Consider the following 14,700-nt stretch of genomic DNA (forward strand, 5'->3'; position numbering starts at 1 on the left):
TCGCCTCGCTGCGCGGCGCCGTCAGGCGGGCTGCCACAGCTCGATGCGATTGCCCTCCGGATCGACCACCCAGCCGAACCGGCCGACCCCCTCCATGTCCTGCGTCTCCTCGGCCACGTCCGCTCCCCGCGCTCGCAGTTGGGCGAGCATCGCGTCGAGGTCGCGGACGCGGAAGTTGAGCATGGTCCGCTGGTCACGGGACCCGAAGTAGTCGGTCCCGGACTCGAACGTCGCGAACACCGTCGGGCCGCTCTCCTGACGCCACAAGCCGTGGTCGTCGGCGTCCAGACCCAGGCACTCGCGGTACCACGCGGTCAGGGCCTCCGGGTCGGCGGCCCGCAGGAAATATCCACCGATTCCAAGCACACGTTCCATGCCCGCCATCCTGCCAGGACCGGGGGGACGGGGGGTGCCGAGGCGGCCCGGCCCGCCGTCTCGGCCAGCCGGAAACTGGCGCATCAGGTGACCTCGCGGGGATTCGGGGAAGAAGATTCGGCAGCCGATGGGAGGTTGCTGTGAAGGGTGGAGATCTGGAACTGGGCGAGTTGCTGGCCGCTGCGGAGGCGGCTCCGCCCGGTGAGTCCGTCGACGTGGTGGCGCACGATCTGCAGAAGCGGTTCGGCGCCGAGCGCGTGTCCTTCCTGTTCGTCGACCTCGTCGGACAGCGGCTCGTGCGACTCGTCGCGGCCGGCAGTGACGTCGAGGACCGGGGCGAGCCGATGGATCTGGTGGGCACCGTCTACGACGGCGTCCTGCGGAGCCAACGCCAGCATGTGGAACCGGACGGACAGGAAGGGCAGCGTGTCATCACGCCGGTCACCAACCGCGGTGACTGCATCGGCGTCCTCGAGGTGACCCTGCAGTCCGTCGACGACACCGTGCTCCGGCAGGTCCGCGACGCGGCGCACACGCTGGCCTACATCATCGTCACGGACCGCCGCTTCACCGACCTCTACCACCTGGTCCGTCGCACCACCGAGACGAGCCTGGCCGCGGAGATCCAGCACCAGCTGCTGCCCTCCGCCGCCTGCTGCGAGGCGGCCCAGTTCACCCTCGCCGCCGGGCTCGTCCCGGCGGACGACATCGGGGGCGACACCTACGACTACACCCTCGACAGTGACACCCTGCACCTGTCGATCACCGACGCCATGGGCCACGACACGAACTCGGCCCTGCTGGCCACCTTGCTGGTCGGGGCGCTGAGACGGGCGCGCCGCAGCGGCTGTGACGCGCTGAAACAGGCCGACCACGCGCATCAGGCCCTGCTGAGCCACAGCCGCGGTCTGGCCACCGGCCAGCTGCTGTGCGTCGCACTGGACACCGGTGTGTGCGAGCTGGTCAACGCCGGCCATCCCCGGCCGCTGCGGCTTCGCGACGGCGCTGTCGAAGAGCTGAAACTCGCCGTCAACCTGCCCTTCGGAGTGGCGGCGCCCACGTCGTACCGCGTGCAGAAGCTGCACCTGCGTCCTGCGGACCGCTTGGTCCTGCTCACCGACGGCATGCAGGAGCGGGGCGCGGCCGCCGCCGATCTGGCCTCGATCCTCCAGGAGACCCGCGAGCTGCACCCGCGGGAGGCCGTCCGCAGCCTGACGGCCGCCGTGCTCGAGGCCTGTCACGGAAATCTCAGGGACGACGCCACGGTGGTCGTACTGGACTGGCACGGAAATCGGCACGGACCTGGATCTGTGGGGAAGAGACCCGGGCCGCGGTGACGCCCGCGGCGGGCCTCTCCTCGCGTCCGGTGGATCCGGTGGATCCGGCGGGAGCGGCGGGCGGCGGCGAGTGCCCGACGTCCCCGGTCACCAATAGTGACGCCGGCCGGCGACGGCGTGTCCCATCGCGCCGAGAACCCACAGCACCGCGCCCACGGCCACCAGGATGACCCCGATGGTCCACAGGAAGGCGATGCCGGCGACGAGACCGATGATGAGCAGAATGACACCCAGGATGATCATGGCTTCCCCCTTGGGGAGCGGTTGACGGCCGCGCCGCGAGCGGCGGCGCCTTGGACGGGTGGCGGAGGGGAGAGAGGGGGCGGGGCGCCCGGACGACCCGTCGCGCGGAAGGCGCTGGTGGTCTCGTGTGTCATGGCGATCGCCCCGCCCGTGTCCGATGAGGGTGCCGACTCCGAGTACCCGCCTTTCCGGAGCCGCGAACGGGACGGGCGCCGTCGAATCGGCCGACGTGGGCGTGATCTCCCGGGCCGCCCCGTCCGCACGGCCGGAATCCGATCGTCCACGACGCGACCGTCGTGTAGAAACGGACAGGCCCGGGACGGCACGGGCCCGTTCATCACGAGGGGGAGACGCACATGACCGACACGAACGAAGCGGTTGCCGCTTTCGCGCAGACACCGACCACGACGCTCGCTGACGTCCTGGGCCGCGCGCAGGTCATGGGCATCGGCATCCGCCCGCTGTGGGCGCCCGTGCCCCGCGTGGCCGGGCCGGCGTTCACGGTGCGGTGCCCGCCGGGCGACAACCTCATGCTCCACGCGGCCGTCCACCGTGCCGAACCGGGCGCCGTCATCGTCGTCGAGTCGGGCGACCTGGACTACGCGCTGGCCGGCGGCAACGTGTGCGCCGTCGCGCAACGCCGGGGCGTCGCGGCCTTCGTCGCCGACGGGCTCGTCCGGGACTTGGCCGAGGTCCGCGAGATGGGCTTCCCCGTGTTCGCCCGCGGGGTGATCCCCTTCCCCGGAAGCAAGAAGGCGGTCGAGCCGCTCAACGCCCCGGTGCGCTGCGGGGGAGTCGCCGTGCACCCCGGTGACATCGTCGTCGCCGATGAGGAAGGCGTCGTGGTCGTCCCCTCCGCCCGCACGCAGGAGACGCTGACCGCGGCCCGGGCCAAGCTCAGCAAGGAGGCCGGCGAGACCCTCGACGCGTGGGAGAGGGCCCACCGCACGCGTATCGACGAGATCCTGCGCGCCCAGGGCTTCGAGGGCTGACACCGTCCCGCCGCGCCCGGTCGTGGTGCCGCTCGTGGTGCCGCTCGCCGGTGCTCAGTCGAGGCAGAACTCGTTGCCCTCGACGTCCAGCATGTGCAGGCACGACTCGTTCTGCTCGTCGGCGACCAGGAGCCGTACGCGTACCCCGCCGAGCGCGACGAGCCGTGCGCACTCGGCCTCGAGCCTGGCCACGCGCTCCTCGCCCACGAGGCCGGTGCCCACGCGCACATCGAGATGCACCCGGTTCTTGACGACCTTGCCTTCGGGAACACGCTGGAAGTACAGCCGGGGGCCCACGCCCGCGGGGTCCTGGCACACGGACCACGCACCCCGCTCATCGGACGGCAGCGAGCGGTCGTAGTCGTCCCAAGTGGCGAATCCCGACGGCGGCGTGGGCAGGACGTACCCCAGCACCTCGCACCAGAAGCGGGCGACGCGCCGGGGATCCGCGCAGTCGAAGGTGACCTGGAACTCCTTGATCGATGCCATCGCGTCACCGTAGCAGGGGGACCCAACTGCCCTCGGACGAAAGGCGTCAGGCGATTGCCGCGGGGACTTCGACACGGCGCACGCCGGGGCTATGGTGCTCGCTGCGCCTGACACAGGGGGAGATCATGGAGTTGGCCCAGGAGTCACCGACGACCACCGGCACGCCATGGGGGATCGCGCCGTTCCGGCGGTACCTCTCGGCCCATCTCATCTCGGTGACCGGCTCAGCGATGGCGCCCCTCGCCCTGGCCTACTCCGTCATCGAGCAGGGCGGGGGAGCGGGTTCACTCGGCCTCGTGCTCGCCACGAACACCGTCCCCATGATCCTGTTCCTGCTGGCGGGCGGGGTCTTCGCGGACCGCCTGTCCCGAAGCCGGCTGCTCTTTCTCGGCAATCTGCTGGCCGCGGGCGCCCAAGGGGTGCTGGCCCTCTCGGTGGCCACCGGGCACGCGACCACGGCGTCGATCGCGGCGTGCGGCTTCGTGTCGGGCACGGCAGCCTCGTTCATCGGGCCCGCCGCGCAGGGCGCCGTCGTGCAGATCGTTCCCGCCGAGCATCTGCAACAGGCCAACGCGTTGCTCAGACTGCCGGCCAACGTGGTCAAGGTACTGGCTCCGGTCGCCGGAGGGCTCGTCGTGGCCGCAAGCGGCGCGGCATGGGCCCTGGCCTGGGACGCGTTCACGTTCGCCGCGGCGGCCGTCCTGTTGCTCGGTCTGCGCCTGGACGCCCCGCCCACCACGTCCGGCAGCGCGCCGGCGGATCTGCGGGCCGGCTGGGCGAGCTTCTGGTCGCGCACCTGGCTGTGGACCTACACGGCCGCCGGCACCGTCCTCGTCGCCGCGTGGCTGGCGGGTTTCCAGCTTCTCGGCCCGCTCGTCGCGGCGTCGCAGTACGCGGGTGCCCGCGACTGGGGTCTGATCCAGGCGGCCTTCGCCTGCGGACTGCTCGCGGGCACCCTGGTGTGCCTGCGCTGGAAGCCGTACCGGCTGCTCGTGGTCGCGATCGCCGCGGGCGGCGCGCTCGTGCTCCCCCTGGCGGCCATGGCCGGGGGGCTGCCGCTGCTGCTCGTGCTGGTGGCCGCCCTGCTGGCCGGCGTCGGACTCGACATCGCGGTCGTCGCCTGGACCACCGCTTTCTCGCAGCATGTGCCTCCGGAGGAGCAGGGCCGGCTGATCGCTTTCAACGGGATCGGGGAGCGCCTGGCCATGCCTGCCGGATACGTCATCACCGCTCTCGCGGCCCACTCCTGGGACGGTCGGACGGCGCTGCTGGCATGCGCCGCGATGATCGCCGCCGCGACGGTGCTCAACCTCTGCGTCCCGGCCGTTCACCGGGTCAACCGCCTGACTCCGGTCGACCGGCCGAGGACGACGCACGACCGACGCGAGGCGGAGCGGACGTAACGGCCCGGGCAGTGCCGTCAGTCCGTCGACGGCGCCCCCGCGCGGGTTCTGCGATCCCGGGCCCGGGGCGCCGAACGCTGTCAGGGTCGTGAAGTCAGGCCGCGCTCGTCCTCGAGGCGAACCGCCAGGTCGGCCCAGTGCGCGCACCACCGCGGCAGAGCGTCCGCGGCGGGCGGGCCCTGTGCGCGCAGCGAGCCGAGCGGCAGGAAGCGGACGAGCGTTCCGGTGGTCCCGTCGGCGTCGAGCGGGGTCAGGTCGCTCACCGGGACACCGTGCTCATAGCGTTGGGTCCAGGCCCCCTCGCGACGGCGGTTGGTGTGAACCAGCCACTCACTGAGCGCCGCGACGACGGACATTCCGCGCCGCGGGTGCCCGTCCGGAAGGCGTTCCGCATCCGGGAAGTCGAAGAACCTCAGGTCCTTCGACGCCATCACCGGCTTCTTCACGGTCCGGCCGTGTGCGTCCACCCGGGTGTCGGTGCCTCGTCCGTCGTCCGCCACGGACACGGAGCCGTCGCGATGCAGCGTGACGAGGCACCGGCCGCCGCCTCGATGGGACGCCTCGTCGGCGGCGTAGGCGACGACTTCGAGGACGAGGTGCGCCGGGCCGCCGGGGGCGAAGAGCCGCGGCTGGCGGCGAATCCGGGCGAGATGGTCCAGATCCACGTAACTGGCCCAGTCGTGGGTGGTGTTGGTCCACGAGGAGGCCGCTGGTTCGTTCATCCGACGAGTATCGGACACCGCTGCGCCCGCCCTACCCGTGAGTCGGCGTCGGCGCTTTGAACGCATGCAGGTGTGCGACGGCGAGGGTCTGCTCCGCGTCGAACGCCTCGAAGGTGCCGACGCGCTGGAATCCTAGGCGGGCGGCGAGCCGCAGCGAACGCTCGTTGGCGCTCTGCGTCACGATCAGGACCGGCTGGTCGGGCAGTTCACCGGCCGCGGCCCGAAGCGCCGCCGTGGCGGCCTCGAGAGCCAGCCCCGCGCCCCAACTGCCGCGCCGCAGCTCGTAGCTCAGCTCCAGCTCCGCGCCTTTCTCGATCACGTGCCCGGGCAGGTCGGGGGAACGGCGGTCGAGCACCAGCATCCCGAGGCAGCGGTCCGATTGCCGGTCGGCGACGACATAGGCGCCGGGCCTGGCGGCGACGGCGCCGATCCCGTTCTCCCCGAAGTACTGCTCGACGGCGCTGCGGGGCCGTGGGCCGCCGAGGTGGCCCCGGACCTGCGGATCGGTCAGGAGCTCGATGAGGCCGTCGACGTAGGCGTCGTGCGCTCTGCGCAGGCGAAGGCGGTCCGTGCCGATCTCCGCGGCGGACAGTGTGGGCAACGGGTGCATGCCGGTCATTGTCCCGGTGCCGCCGGGAAGTGCAGGGCGTCCACCGCCCGGTCTCCCGCCCTCCAGGGAGTGAGCTCCTTGCTGTAGACCGTGGAACTGCGCCGGACCGTCATGCCGATCCGTTCGTACAGCGACAGCGCTCCGGTGTCCGAATGCGTCCACAAGGTGCAGGTCCGCACTCCGTGGGTGTGGAAGGTGCGGAACGCCTCCCGCAGGAGCATGCGCGCGATCCCCCGGTTGCGGTGGTCGTGCCGCACCGCGACGCGTTCGACGTATCCCTCGTCCCTGCCGGGGCCGTTGAGGGACAGCACCGCGCCGACCATCTGCCCGTCCGCGAACGCGATCGGTGACGCCGCCGGTTCGAACGTCGCGCGTTCGACGGTGTGGCGGGCCCACTCCTCGTACGGCTGCCGCCGCTGCTGCCACTCGTCGAAGGCGTCCTCGGCGAGCCGGTGCACCGCGTGCGCGTCGCCGGGGCGGAACGGCCGGACAGTGATCCCCTCGGGCGGCTCGGGCACGACCGGCTCCTCGGGCATCGCGAACTCCAGCAGCCACTCGGTGACGAGAGGGGAGTACCCGTTCGGCATCAGCAGGGCGACGGCCGCCCGATCGCTGTCCGAGACGGTCTGGGCGAGCCGATCCCCGCCCCGCTGCCGGGCCCGTGCCTCGGCGCGCGCGAGCAGTGACCGGCCCAGTCCCCGTCCTCGGTGGTCGGGGTGGACGTCGACCGTGGACCGCCGCCCCCGCACCCACGCCCAGCCCGCCGGCCGCCCGTCGCGGTCGTGGACGAGCACGGAGTCGCACGCGAGGTCCAGACCGGGCTGGGCGAGATCGGCGGCGATGGCGTCGGCGTCGGTCGTGGCACGGCCGTGCAAGCGGTGTTCGCACGCGGCGACCAGGCGGTGGATCTCCGGGACGTCGGCGGTCGTCGCCGGGCGGCTCCGGTAGCCGGTCGGCAGGTGGGGAAGGGCAGAGTCGGGCACAAGGCGAACCCTGCGCCGTCCGCGTCCGCCTGTCGACCCGATTTCCCCGGCCGGCGTCGCCCCGGGTGCGGTCGAGCCCCGTTCCGACGCCGAGGGGTCCCGCTGCATGATGGAGACATGATCACCGTGCACCTGACCTACGAGATCGACGCCGACAAACTGGAGGACTTCGAGGAGTACGGCCGCCGCTGGGTCGGACTGGTCAACCGCTTCGGCGGGACCCACCACGGTTACTTCCTGCCCAGCGAGGGCGACAGCGACATCGCCTACGCCCTCTTCTCGTTCCCGAGCCTTGCCGCGTACGAGCAGTACCGCACGGACAGCACGACCGATCCGGAGTGCCAGGAGGCGTTCGAACTGGCACGTCGCACGCGCTGCATCAGGCGGTACCTGCGCCGCTTCCTCCGCCCGCTCGACGGGGTGTCCTGACCCGTCGGCGGCGCGTCCCAGGAGGTCCCGCGGGCGCCGACCGCGGGACCCCCGTCACGTCCCGGGCGGTCAGGACAGGATCTCGACGTACCCGTCGGTCGCGTGCACCCGGATCCGCTGCCCGTCCCGGATCAGCCGGGTGGCCCGGTCCACGCCCACGACCGTCGGCAGACCGTACTCCCGGGCGATCACCGCGCCGTGCGTCATCAGCCCGCCCACCTCCGTCACCAGGCCCGTGATCCCGACGAACAGCGGCGACCAACTGGGGTCGGTGAAGGCGGTGACCAGGATGTCGCCCGTCTCCAGATCGGCCTGCGCCATGTCGAGGACGACGCGGGCCCGGCCCTCGACGACCCCGGCCGACACCGGCAGGCCGACGAGGGCGCCGGCCGGCACGTCGTCGCGCCGGTACGCCCCGGTGACGGCCTCGCCGTCCGAGGTGAGGACCCGGGGCGGCGTCAGCGCGTGGTACGACCGGAACGCCTCCTTGCGCTGCTGAACGAGCCGGTCGTCCACCCGGTTCGAGCGCGCGGCGTGCCGGAACTCCTCGAACGTGAGGTAGAAGACGTCCTCGGCGGCCGAGAGCACACCGGCCCGCACGAGCCGTTCGGCCTCCCTCAACAGTGCCTGCTTGTAGAGGAAGTAGCGGCTGACGATGCCGTACTTGGGGTACTCCCGATAGCCGATGAAGGCCCGGACCTGGTCGATCATCCGCTGCGTCTCGTCGGCCTTGCGGTCACCGTCGGGCAGGTCCCGCAGGCGTGCCAGCACCTCCGCCGCCTTCTTCTCCGCCTTCTGCCGGCCCTCCTCGAAGCGCCGCGCGGCGGCGCCCGGTTCGATGTTCCTGACGTTGTCGAGGATCACGGGCACGAGCGTGGAGGGTCGCTCGCGCCAGCGCGGCCGCGTGATGTCGATCTCGCCGACGCAGCGCATGCCGTACCGGTCGAGGTATGCCTGGATGGCGTCGCGAGCCTCGGCGCCGCCCGCGAGCGCGGCCAGCTCGTCGAGGAAGTCGTCGTCCTGAACGTCCTGCAGGAACGCCACCACCTCCGCGTGGGGACGGATCACGTCCGCGACGTCGAGCAGCGCCAGTCCCATCTCCGACGTGACGTTGCCGGGGGCCGACAGGGTGAGCGTGTCGGCCGCGTTCTTCTCGCCGAGCCACTCCTGCAGCCTGTCGTTGAGCCACCAGGTGGCCTCCATCGCCACCATGATCGCCCGGATGTTCAGCGGATCGCCGACGACGCGCTTGTGCTCCTCGAAGGCCTCCAGCAGGAAGTCGAACAACGCCGGCCCGCTCTGGGCGCCGATGCCGCGCTCCAGGGCGGCGACGGACGCCTGGCTGCGGGCGATGAGCTCCGCGACGACCGCCGGATCGGTCTCGGTCGGGTCGGGCCCACCGCCGACCGGCGGCCCGCCGGGAGCCGCGTCGGGGAGCGACGGCACGAAGCCGTCGCGCTCGAGGACGGTCTCCAGCGCGTCCCTGGTCAGCGGATCGCCCCTGCCGATGACGTCGAGGAGACCCGCGCGGCTCGCGGGTGCGGCCAGACGCGGGGTGACGTCGACGAACAGCCGCCCCCCTGCCTCGTGCATCGGGACCATGGCCGTCAGCCGCCACATGGACAGCCCCAGGGGCTTCATGGGGTCGGTCATCATCTGACCGTGGCCGACGGAGACGTACACATGGTTCTCCCGGTCGCCGCTCTCCCGGACGGGGACGGGGAACAGCGTCGTGATCGGCCGGCTCTGGACGATCCGGAAGTCGCCGTCGACCAGGCACCATTCGACGTCCTGCGGGCGGCCGAAGTGCGCTTCGATCCGCCGGCCGATCCGAACGAGCCGCACCGCCTCCGCGTCCGTCAGCGCCGGCCGCTCCCGGAGCCGCGGGTCGACGGCCACCTCGCGCGTACCGCCCGCGGGCAGGGCGTGCAGGGCCCGGTGTTTGGCGGCGACCGTCCTGGCGACGACCTCGTCGTCCCGCACCCTGAAGACATCCGGGTTCACCAGGCCGGAGACCAGCGCCTCACCGAGGCCGAGACCGGCGTCCACGGTGGCGACCTTCCGGTTGCCGGTGACGGGGTCGGCCGTGAACAGGACGCCGGACGCCTGAGGGAGGATCATCCGCTGCACGACCACGGCCATGTGGACCGTGCGGTGGTCGATGCCGTTGCGCCGGCGGTACACCACGGCCCGCTCGGTGAACAGCGAGGCCCAGCACCGGCTGACGTGTTCCAGGACCGCCGCCGGTCCCACGACGTTCAGATACGTGTCCTGCTGGCCGGCGAAGGACGCCGTCGGAAGGTCCTCCGCCGTGGCGCTGGACCGGACGGCGCAGGCGGCGTCCTCACCCAGCTCGGCGAGCGCGTCGGCGATCGCACTCGCCAACTCGCGCGGGACGGCCAGCCCTTCGATGGTCCGCCGGATCTCCGCACTCAGCGCGCGGACCGCGTCCCCGTCCTCCGGACCCAGACGCGACAACTGATCGAGCCGATCGTCCAGCGACGGCGCCTGGGCCATGACCCGCCGGAAGGCGTCCGTCGTCACGCAGAACCCGGCCGGTACCCGGATGCCCTCGATCCGCGACAGCTCGCCGAGGTTCGCGCCCTTGCCCCCGACGGCCGCGACCTTCGTCCCGTCGACGTCGTGAAGATTCCACACGTACGGCCCGCTCATCGCCGCGCCTCCGAAGCATTCGTGTTCCGTCGCAGTGCCCTGGCCGACCGGATCACCGGCGCGGACGCTCTCCACGGCCACACCGCGTTTGCCTTCCCGCCGATGTCATCGTGTCCCCGGTACGTCGACAACACACGCACTCGCGCCCTCATTTCCGCAGGTTGTGGCCTTGGCCGACGATTCTGCGGCACCCCCCGGGCCTTGCCGCAAGCCCCCCGGTGCGCTATACGTTGAGAAGGGTGAGGAGAGGGAACTCCTTGCCCTTCTCTTTTTTGCCGACGGCGGCCGTGCTGAGCGACCACGCGCTGCGGGCAGCTGGAGCCGCAGGCCCGGTCGACGGCCCGCGCGCCGATTCCGGAGGCTCGGCCTAGTCTGTAGCAAGGGGGCGATCGGGTGAATCGCGCACCGAGAGGCACCCCCTGATGGACGACTACCCGCTGATCGAGAACCACGGACTCATCGGTGACCTGCAGACCGCGGCGCTGGTGACCACCGACGGCAGCGTCGACTGGTTCTGCGCGCCGAGATTCGACTCGCCCAGCGTGTTCGGCGCGCTGCTGGACAAGGAAAAGGGCGGCCACTGCACGATCCGGCCGCAGCACCAGGCGTACGCCACCAAACAGCTGTACCTCCCCGACACGGCGATCCTGGTCACCCGGTTCATGACCGAGGCGGGCGCCGGTGAGGTGGTCGACTTCATGCCGGTGACCGGCACGTCGGTCATGGAGGGGCACCGACTCGTGCGCATGGTGCGCTGTGTGCGCGGCAGGATGACGTTCGACGTCGAGGTGGAGCCGCGGTTCGACTACGGACGCAAGAGCCACCGCCTGCATCTCAGCGAGCACGGGGCGGTGTTCGTCTCGGAGGACGGCGTCGAGGTCACCGTCCACCCCATCCGTGAGCCGGAGGACGAGCGGCTGCTCGATCTGCTGACCGACCGGCGGGACTCCCTGCACTTCACGCTCACTCTGGAGGCCGGCCAGGAACGCGGAATGGTCCTCGAACGGTCTTCCGGCGGACCGCCCAGGGAGATGCGCCTCGCCGAGTACGGCCGGCTCTTCGACGAGACGATCGCGTTCTGGCGTTCCTGGCTGCGTCAGTCGCGCTACACGGGGCGCTGGCGCGAGACCGTGGAGCGCTCCGCGATCACGCTGAAGCTGATGACCTTCGCCCCGACGGGCGCGGTGGTGGCCGCGCCGACGGCCGCGCTTCCGGAGCAACTCGGGGGCGAGCGCAACTGGGACTACCGGTTCACCTGGATCCGCGACGCCTCCTTCTCGGTGTACGCCCTGCTCGGGCTGGGTTTCACCGACGAGGCCCGGGCCTTCATCCAGTGGCTCTCCGACCGCGTCGGGGAACACGCGGGCAAGGACGGCGACACCGGTCCGCTGAACGTCATGTACGCGGTGGACGGCTCCTCCGACCTGACCGAAACGACGCTCGACCACTGGGAGGGCTACGCGGGCTCCGCGCCGGTGCGCATCGGCAACGGCGCCGCCACACAACTCCAGCTGGACATCTACGGAGAGGCGCTCGACAGCATCTACTTCGCACACCGGCACGGTCTGCAGGTGGGGCACCATGGATGGCGGGCGCTGCTCACCGACCTCGACTGGCTCGTCGACCACTGGGACCAGGCGGAGGAAGGCCTGTGGGAGACCCGCGGCGGCCGCGAGAACTTCACCTACGGCCGCGTGATGTCCTGGGTGGCCTTCGACCGTGCGCTGCGGCTCGCCGAGTCCAACGGCCGGCCGGCCGGCGTCGAACGCTGGCGCGGCGCCCGGGACGACTGCTACGAGCAGGTCATGTCCAAGGGATGGAACGAGGCACGTCGGGCCTTCGTCCAGCATTACGGCGGCGACGTGCTCGACTCCTCGCTGCTGCGCATGTCGACGGTCGGCTTCATCACCCCCGAGGACCCCATGTGGTCCTCGACCCTGGACGCCATGGAGGAGGAACTGGTCAGCGACAGCCTGGTCTACCGCTACAACCCCGAGGCCTCACCCGACGGCCTGCGCGGCTCCGAGGGCACGTTCTCGCTGTGCACCTTCATGTACGTCGACGCCCTGGCGCGAGCGGGCCGCACCGAGAAGGCGCGGCTCGTGTTCGAGAAGATGATGGGGTACGCGAACCATCTGGGCCTGTACTCCGAGGAGATCGACCCGACGGGACGCCAACTGGGCAATTTTCCCCAGGCGTTCACCCATCTCGCCCTCATCGACGCGGCCATCACCCTGGACGCAGCGCTCAACCGCACCTAGGCCGGTTCGGATCACTCTCGTCGGGCCGAGCCTGTCGGCGAGTGCGGTGAGCGCCGGCCGGACCGGTGTCAGCCGCCGGTCGCGAAGCCGGGGAAGAGGGTCATCCCGCCGTCCACGAAGAGCGTGGTGCCCACCACGTAGTCCATGAGATCGGAAGCGAGACCCACGACCGCGTGGGCGATGTCCTCGGGGTCGCCGACGCGGTCGTAGGGGATCAGCCGCAGAAGGTCCTCGCGGGCCTCGGGGGTGTCCCAGGCACTGCGGTTGATGGGAGTCTTGATGGCTCCCGGGGCGACGGCGTTCACGCGGATCTTCTTCGGCGCGAGCTCCTGGGCGAGGGTCTCCATCATCATCTGCACACCGCCCTTGGAGGCGGCGTAGTTGACGTGCCCGGCCCACGGGATGACCTGGTGCACGGAGCTCATGCAGATGATCTTTCCGGCGGCGCGCGACACCTCGGGGACGACCCCGCGGCGCAGGAACTCCTTCGTCGCCTCCCTCGCACACAGGAACTGCCCGGTCAGGTTGACCTCGAGGACCTTCTGCCACTGCGCGAGCGTCATCTCGGTGAACGCGGCGTCCCGTTGCATCCCGGCGTTGGCCACGAGGATGTCGATCGTGCCGAACTCCTCGACCATCCGGTTCGTCATGGCGACGACCTGCTTCTCGTCGGAGACGTCCGCCTCGTAGGCCGCCGCTCGCACGCCGTACGACCTGATCTCCTCCACCACCTTGTCGGCCTCTTCCCGGCCGGCCACGTAGTTCACGACCACGTCGGCTCCGGCCCGGCCCAGCGCGACCGCGGTCGCCAGGCCGATCCCGGAGTTCGCCCCGGTGACCAGGGCCTTCTGGCCTTTGAGCAGGTGGGCTGGGATCACGTCACGGGGCGCACTCTCGGTCGGACTCACGACGGCTGTCTCCTCCACTGCGCGGCCGGGTCTTCCAGGGCCCACCTCACGGCCCCGGGGTCAGACATTCACCCAAGCATCGCGGCGGCGCGGCGGCGCGTCGTGGGGAGCGGCCTTGGGCCGACCGGGGGAGGAGATTCGCCCACCGGATCTCGGGCGCCGGGGGCGGAGTGCGGAACGCCGGGTGCGGGACATGAAAGGCCCCGGGGTGGGCGCACACGGTCCCACGGCGGCGGCTCAGGCAGGTGTGCACGGGCGCTCACGTCAGGGTCAGCCGAGGAGCTGACGCTTCTGTGCCTCGAACTCGTCCTCGGTGAGGATGCCCTGAGCCTTGAGGTCGGCGAGCTGCCTCAGCTGGTCGATCTTGGCGGTCATGTCGTCGGCGTGCGTCTGCGAGGCGGCGGGTGCGGGGGCGGCCGCCTGCTGCTCGGCGGCCTGGCGGGTACTGTCCTGCTCGGCCCACCGGCCGGCCTGCCGCCTCGAGACGCGGTTGGACACGGCGGTGGCCGTCCCCGCGACCACGGCGGTGCGGGCCACACCGCGAAGAAGTCCTGGCATGTCACTCATCTCCCTGGGTCGGTGCGAAGTCGGGCCGCACGGCGGGCGGTGCGCGGCGCGGGCGGTGTCAGGGGGCGGTCACGGGGCCGCCGGCTCGGTGGCGTCCAGCGATGCCATCAACGCGTCCACGGGGATGCGTCCGCCGGCCACCATCTGGGCGCCGCCGCGTCGCAGCGCACGCGCCAGGGGAGCGGCCCACAGGTTCTCGTACACGATGACGGCGGCGGAGTTCCCCGGCTCGAGCGCGGCCCCGGCCTCGTCCAGGTCGCCCTGGTCGAGCAGACCGGAGGAGGCTCCCTCGAACACCGTCAGCTCGGCCCGGTCGCCGAGCTCCCTGAATTCCACTGCGGCGACCGATCCGTCGGCGCCCTTCTGGATGAAGACGAGGTCGAGGATGCGGATGACGCCGTCCTCCACCAGCTCGACGAGCAGGGGCATGCCCTCGCCCGTCATGCGGCTTCCGGGGAACTCGACGATCAGATAGTCGATGGGCCCCATGTCCGCGACGTCCTGTTGCATGGCCACTCCTCAGCGGTGGGTCCGGCCCGGCCGTGTTCCGCCGCGGTGTCGGTCGCCCGCGCCCGGATCCGAGGGACGGTGCTTTCCAGCCATTGCAGCACTGGGTCAGGGGCGCTGCATGTCCGGGACGTCAGGGACATCAGTACGTCCGTCACGTCGCGGACGTGTGACCTGGCCGGGACGGCCGTGGCATGGCCG

At 71.4% G+C, this 14,700-nt stretch carries 15 protein-coding genes; 5 read left to right on the plus strand and 10 right to left on the minus strand.

The window, feature by feature from the left end; genetic code table 11:
• Nucleotides 1-21 precede the first annotated feature (21 nt).
• On the minus strand, nucleotides 22-375 hold the full coding sequence (locus ACH4ZA_RS28580) for a VOC family protein (RefSeq protein ID WP_398432246.1): 354 nt from the start codon (nucleotides 373-375) through the stop codon (nucleotides 22-24).
• A gap of 140 nt (nucleotides 376-515) precedes the next feature.
• Here ACH4ZA_RS28580 and ACH4ZA_RS28585 point away from each other — a divergent pair, with 140 nt between their 5' ends.
• On the plus strand, nucleotides 516-1,712 hold the full coding sequence (locus ACH4ZA_RS28585; RefSeq protein ID WP_398432247.1) for a PP2C family protein-serine/threonine phosphatase: 1,197 nt from the start codon (nucleotides 516-518) through the stop codon (nucleotides 1,710-1,712).
• An 87-nt stretch (nucleotides 1,713-1,799) separates the two neighbouring features.
• Here ACH4ZA_RS28585 and ACH4ZA_RS28590 read toward each other — a convergent pair whose 3' ends face one another.
• Nucleotides 1,800-1,955 carry a DUF6131 family protein gene (locus ACH4ZA_RS28590; protein ID WP_351686184.1) on the minus strand — a complete coding sequence of 52 codons (156 nt, stop codon included), beginning with the start codon at nucleotides 1,953-1,955 and terminating at the stop codon, nucleotides 1,800-1,802.
• Between the two features lie 356 nt (nucleotides 1,956-2,311).
• Between ACH4ZA_RS28590 and ACH4ZA_RS28595 the strand changes: the two genes are divergently transcribed.
• On the plus strand, nucleotides 2,312-2,947 hold the full coding sequence (locus ACH4ZA_RS28595; protein WP_398432248.1) for an RraA family protein: 636 nt from the start codon (nucleotides 2,312-2,314) through the stop codon (nucleotides 2,945-2,947).
• 54 nt (nucleotides 2,948-3,001) lie between these two features.
• On the opposite strand, the gene ACH4ZA_RS28600 is transcribed toward ACH4ZA_RS28595, so the two are convergent.
• Complete coding sequence (locus ACH4ZA_RS28600) at nucleotides 3,002-3,436, minus strand: VOC family protein (protein ID WP_398432249.1); 435 nt, start codon at nucleotides 3,434-3,436, stop codon at nucleotides 3,002-3,004.
• 125 nt (nucleotides 3,437-3,561) lie between these two features.
• On the opposite strand from ACH4ZA_RS28600, the gene ACH4ZA_RS28605 reads away from it, so the two are divergent.
• Complete coding sequence (locus ACH4ZA_RS28605) at nucleotides 3,562-4,839, plus strand: MFS transporter (protein WP_398432250.1); 1,278 nt, start codon at nucleotides 3,562-3,564, stop codon at nucleotides 4,837-4,839.
• Between the two features lie 80 nt (nucleotides 4,840-4,919).
• Here the strand turns inward: ACH4ZA_RS28605 and ACH4ZA_RS28610 are convergent, their stop codons facing one another.
• The 3 genes from ACH4ZA_RS28610 to ACH4ZA_RS28620 are packed head-to-tail and all read right to left on the minus strand — an operon-like array spanning nucleotide 4,920 to nucleotide 7,154.
• Nucleotides 4,920-5,561 carry an ATP-binding protein gene (locus tag ACH4ZA_RS28610; RefSeq protein WP_398432251.1) on the minus strand — a complete coding sequence of 214 codons (642 nt, stop codon included), beginning with the start codon at nucleotides 5,559-5,561 and terminating at the stop codon, nucleotides 4,920-4,922.
• A gap of 31 nt (nucleotides 5,562-5,592) precedes the next feature.
• A complete protein-coding gene (locus tag ACH4ZA_RS28615; RefSeq protein ID WP_398432252.1) occupies nucleotides 5,593-6,171 on the minus strand; it encodes a GNAT family N-acetyltransferase in 579 nt (192 codons plus the stop codon).
• A 5-nt stretch (nucleotides 6,172-6,176) separates the two neighbouring features.
• The gene (locus ACH4ZA_RS28620) at nucleotides 6,177-7,154 is read right to left on the minus strand and encodes a GNAT family N-acetyltransferase (RefSeq protein ID WP_398432253.1); all 978 of its coding nucleotides are present in this window, start codon (nucleotides 7,152-7,154) and stop codon (nucleotides 6,177-6,179) included.
• 117 nt (nucleotides 7,155-7,271) lie between these two features.
• Between ACH4ZA_RS28620 and ACH4ZA_RS28625 the strand changes: the two genes are divergently transcribed.
• Nucleotides 7,272-7,583, plus strand: coding sequence for an NIPSNAP family protein (locus tag ACH4ZA_RS28625; protein WP_398432254.1), 312 nt, complete (start codon nucleotides 7,272-7,274; stop codon nucleotides 7,581-7,583).
• A 69-nt stretch (nucleotides 7,584-7,652) separates the two neighbouring features.
• Here the strand turns inward: ACH4ZA_RS28625 and rph are convergent, their stop codons facing one another.
• Nucleotides 7,653-10,256, minus strand: coding sequence for a rifamycin-inactivating phosphotransferase (gene rph / locus ACH4ZA_RS28630; protein WP_398432255.1), 2,604 nt, complete (start codon nucleotides 10,254-10,256; stop codon nucleotides 7,653-7,655).
• 422 nt (nucleotides 10,257-10,678) lie between these two features.
• Here rph and ACH4ZA_RS28635 point away from each other — a divergent pair, with 422 nt between their 5' ends.
• Complete coding sequence (locus ACH4ZA_RS28635) at nucleotides 10,679-12,517, plus strand: glycoside hydrolase family 15 protein (protein WP_398432256.1); 1,839 nt, start codon at nucleotides 10,679-10,681, stop codon at nucleotides 12,515-12,517.
• Nucleotides 12,518-12,585: 68 nt separating this feature from the next.
• On the opposite strand, the gene ACH4ZA_RS28640 is transcribed toward ACH4ZA_RS28635, so the two are convergent.
• The 3 genes from ACH4ZA_RS28640 to ACH4ZA_RS28650 all read right to left on the minus strand — a co-directional run bounded on the left by ACH4ZA_RS28640 (nucleotide 12,586) and on the right by ACH4ZA_RS28650 (nucleotide 14,502).
• Nucleotides 12,586-13,380, minus strand: coding sequence for an SDR family oxidoreductase (locus ACH4ZA_RS28640; RefSeq protein ID WP_398432326.1), 795 nt, complete (start codon nucleotides 13,378-13,380; stop codon nucleotides 12,586-12,588).
• 315 nt (nucleotides 13,381-13,695) lie between these two features.
• Nucleotides 13,696-13,983 (minus strand): SHOCT domain-containing protein, encoded by a 288-nt coding sequence (locus ACH4ZA_RS28645; RefSeq protein ID WP_398432257.1) that lies wholly within the window; start codon nucleotides 13,981-13,983, stop codon nucleotides 13,696-13,698.
• 78 nt (nucleotides 13,984-14,061) lie between these two features.
• Nucleotides 14,062-14,502 (minus strand): DUF6325 family protein, encoded by a 441-nt coding sequence (locus ACH4ZA_RS28650; protein WP_398432258.1) that lies wholly within the window; start codon nucleotides 14,500-14,502, stop codon nucleotides 14,062-14,064.
• Nucleotides 14,503-14,700: the final 198 nt, after the last annotated feature.

The organism is Streptomyces sp. NPDC020597, assembly GCF_044335095.1.
Classification (GTDB): domain Bacteria; phylum Actinomycetota; class Actinomycetes; order Streptomycetales; family Streptomycetaceae; genus Streptomyces.

Bases quoted from the DNA above. Each gene is read 5' to 3' on its own strand.
- ACH4ZA_RS28605 (WP_398432250.1), top strand. From the start codon at position 3,562: ATGGAGTTGGCCCAGGAGTCACCGACGACCACCGGCACGCCATGGGGG.
- ACH4ZA_RS28580 (WP_398432246.1), bottom strand. From the start codon at position 375: ATGGAACGTGTGCTTGGAATCGGTGGATATTTCCTGCGGGCCGCCGAC.
- ACH4ZA_RS28600 (WP_398432249.1), bottom strand. From the start codon at position 3,436: ATGGCATCGATCAAGGAGTTCCAGGTCACCTTCGACTGCGCGGATCCC.
- ACH4ZA_RS28650 (WP_398432258.1), bottom strand. From the start codon at position 14,502: ATGCAACAGGACGTCGCGGACATGGGGCCCATCGACTATCTGATCGTC.
- rph (WP_398432255.1), bottom strand. From the start codon at position 10,256: ATGAGCGGGCCGTACGTGTGGAATCTTCACGACGTCGACGGGACGAAG.
- ACH4ZA_RS28625 (WP_398432254.1), top strand. From the start codon at position 7,272: ATGATCACCGTGCACCTGACCTACGAGATCGACGCCGACAAACTGGAG.
- ACH4ZA_RS28645 (WP_398432257.1), bottom strand. From the start codon at position 13,983: ATGCCAGGACTTCTTCGCGGTGTGGCCCGCACCGCCGTGGTCGCGGGG.
- ACH4ZA_RS28595 (WP_398432248.1), top strand. From the start codon at position 2,312: ATGACCGACACGAACGAAGCGGTTGCCGCTTTCGCGCAGACACCGACC.
- ACH4ZA_RS28635 (WP_398432256.1), top strand. From the start codon at position 10,679: ATGGACGACTACCCGCTGATCGAGAACCACGGACTCATCGGTGACCTG.
- ACH4ZA_RS28590 (WP_351686184.1), bottom strand. From the start codon at position 1,955: ATGATCATCCTGGGTGTCATTCTGCTCATCATCGGTCTCGTCGCCGGC.
- ACH4ZA_RS28615 (WP_398432252.1), bottom strand. From the start codon at position 6,171: ATGCACCCGTTGCCCACACTGTCCGCCGCGGAGATCGGCACGGACCGC.
- ACH4ZA_RS28610 (WP_398432251.1), bottom strand. From the start codon at position 5,561: ATGAACGAACCAGCGGCCTCCTCGTGGACCAACACCACCCACGACTGG.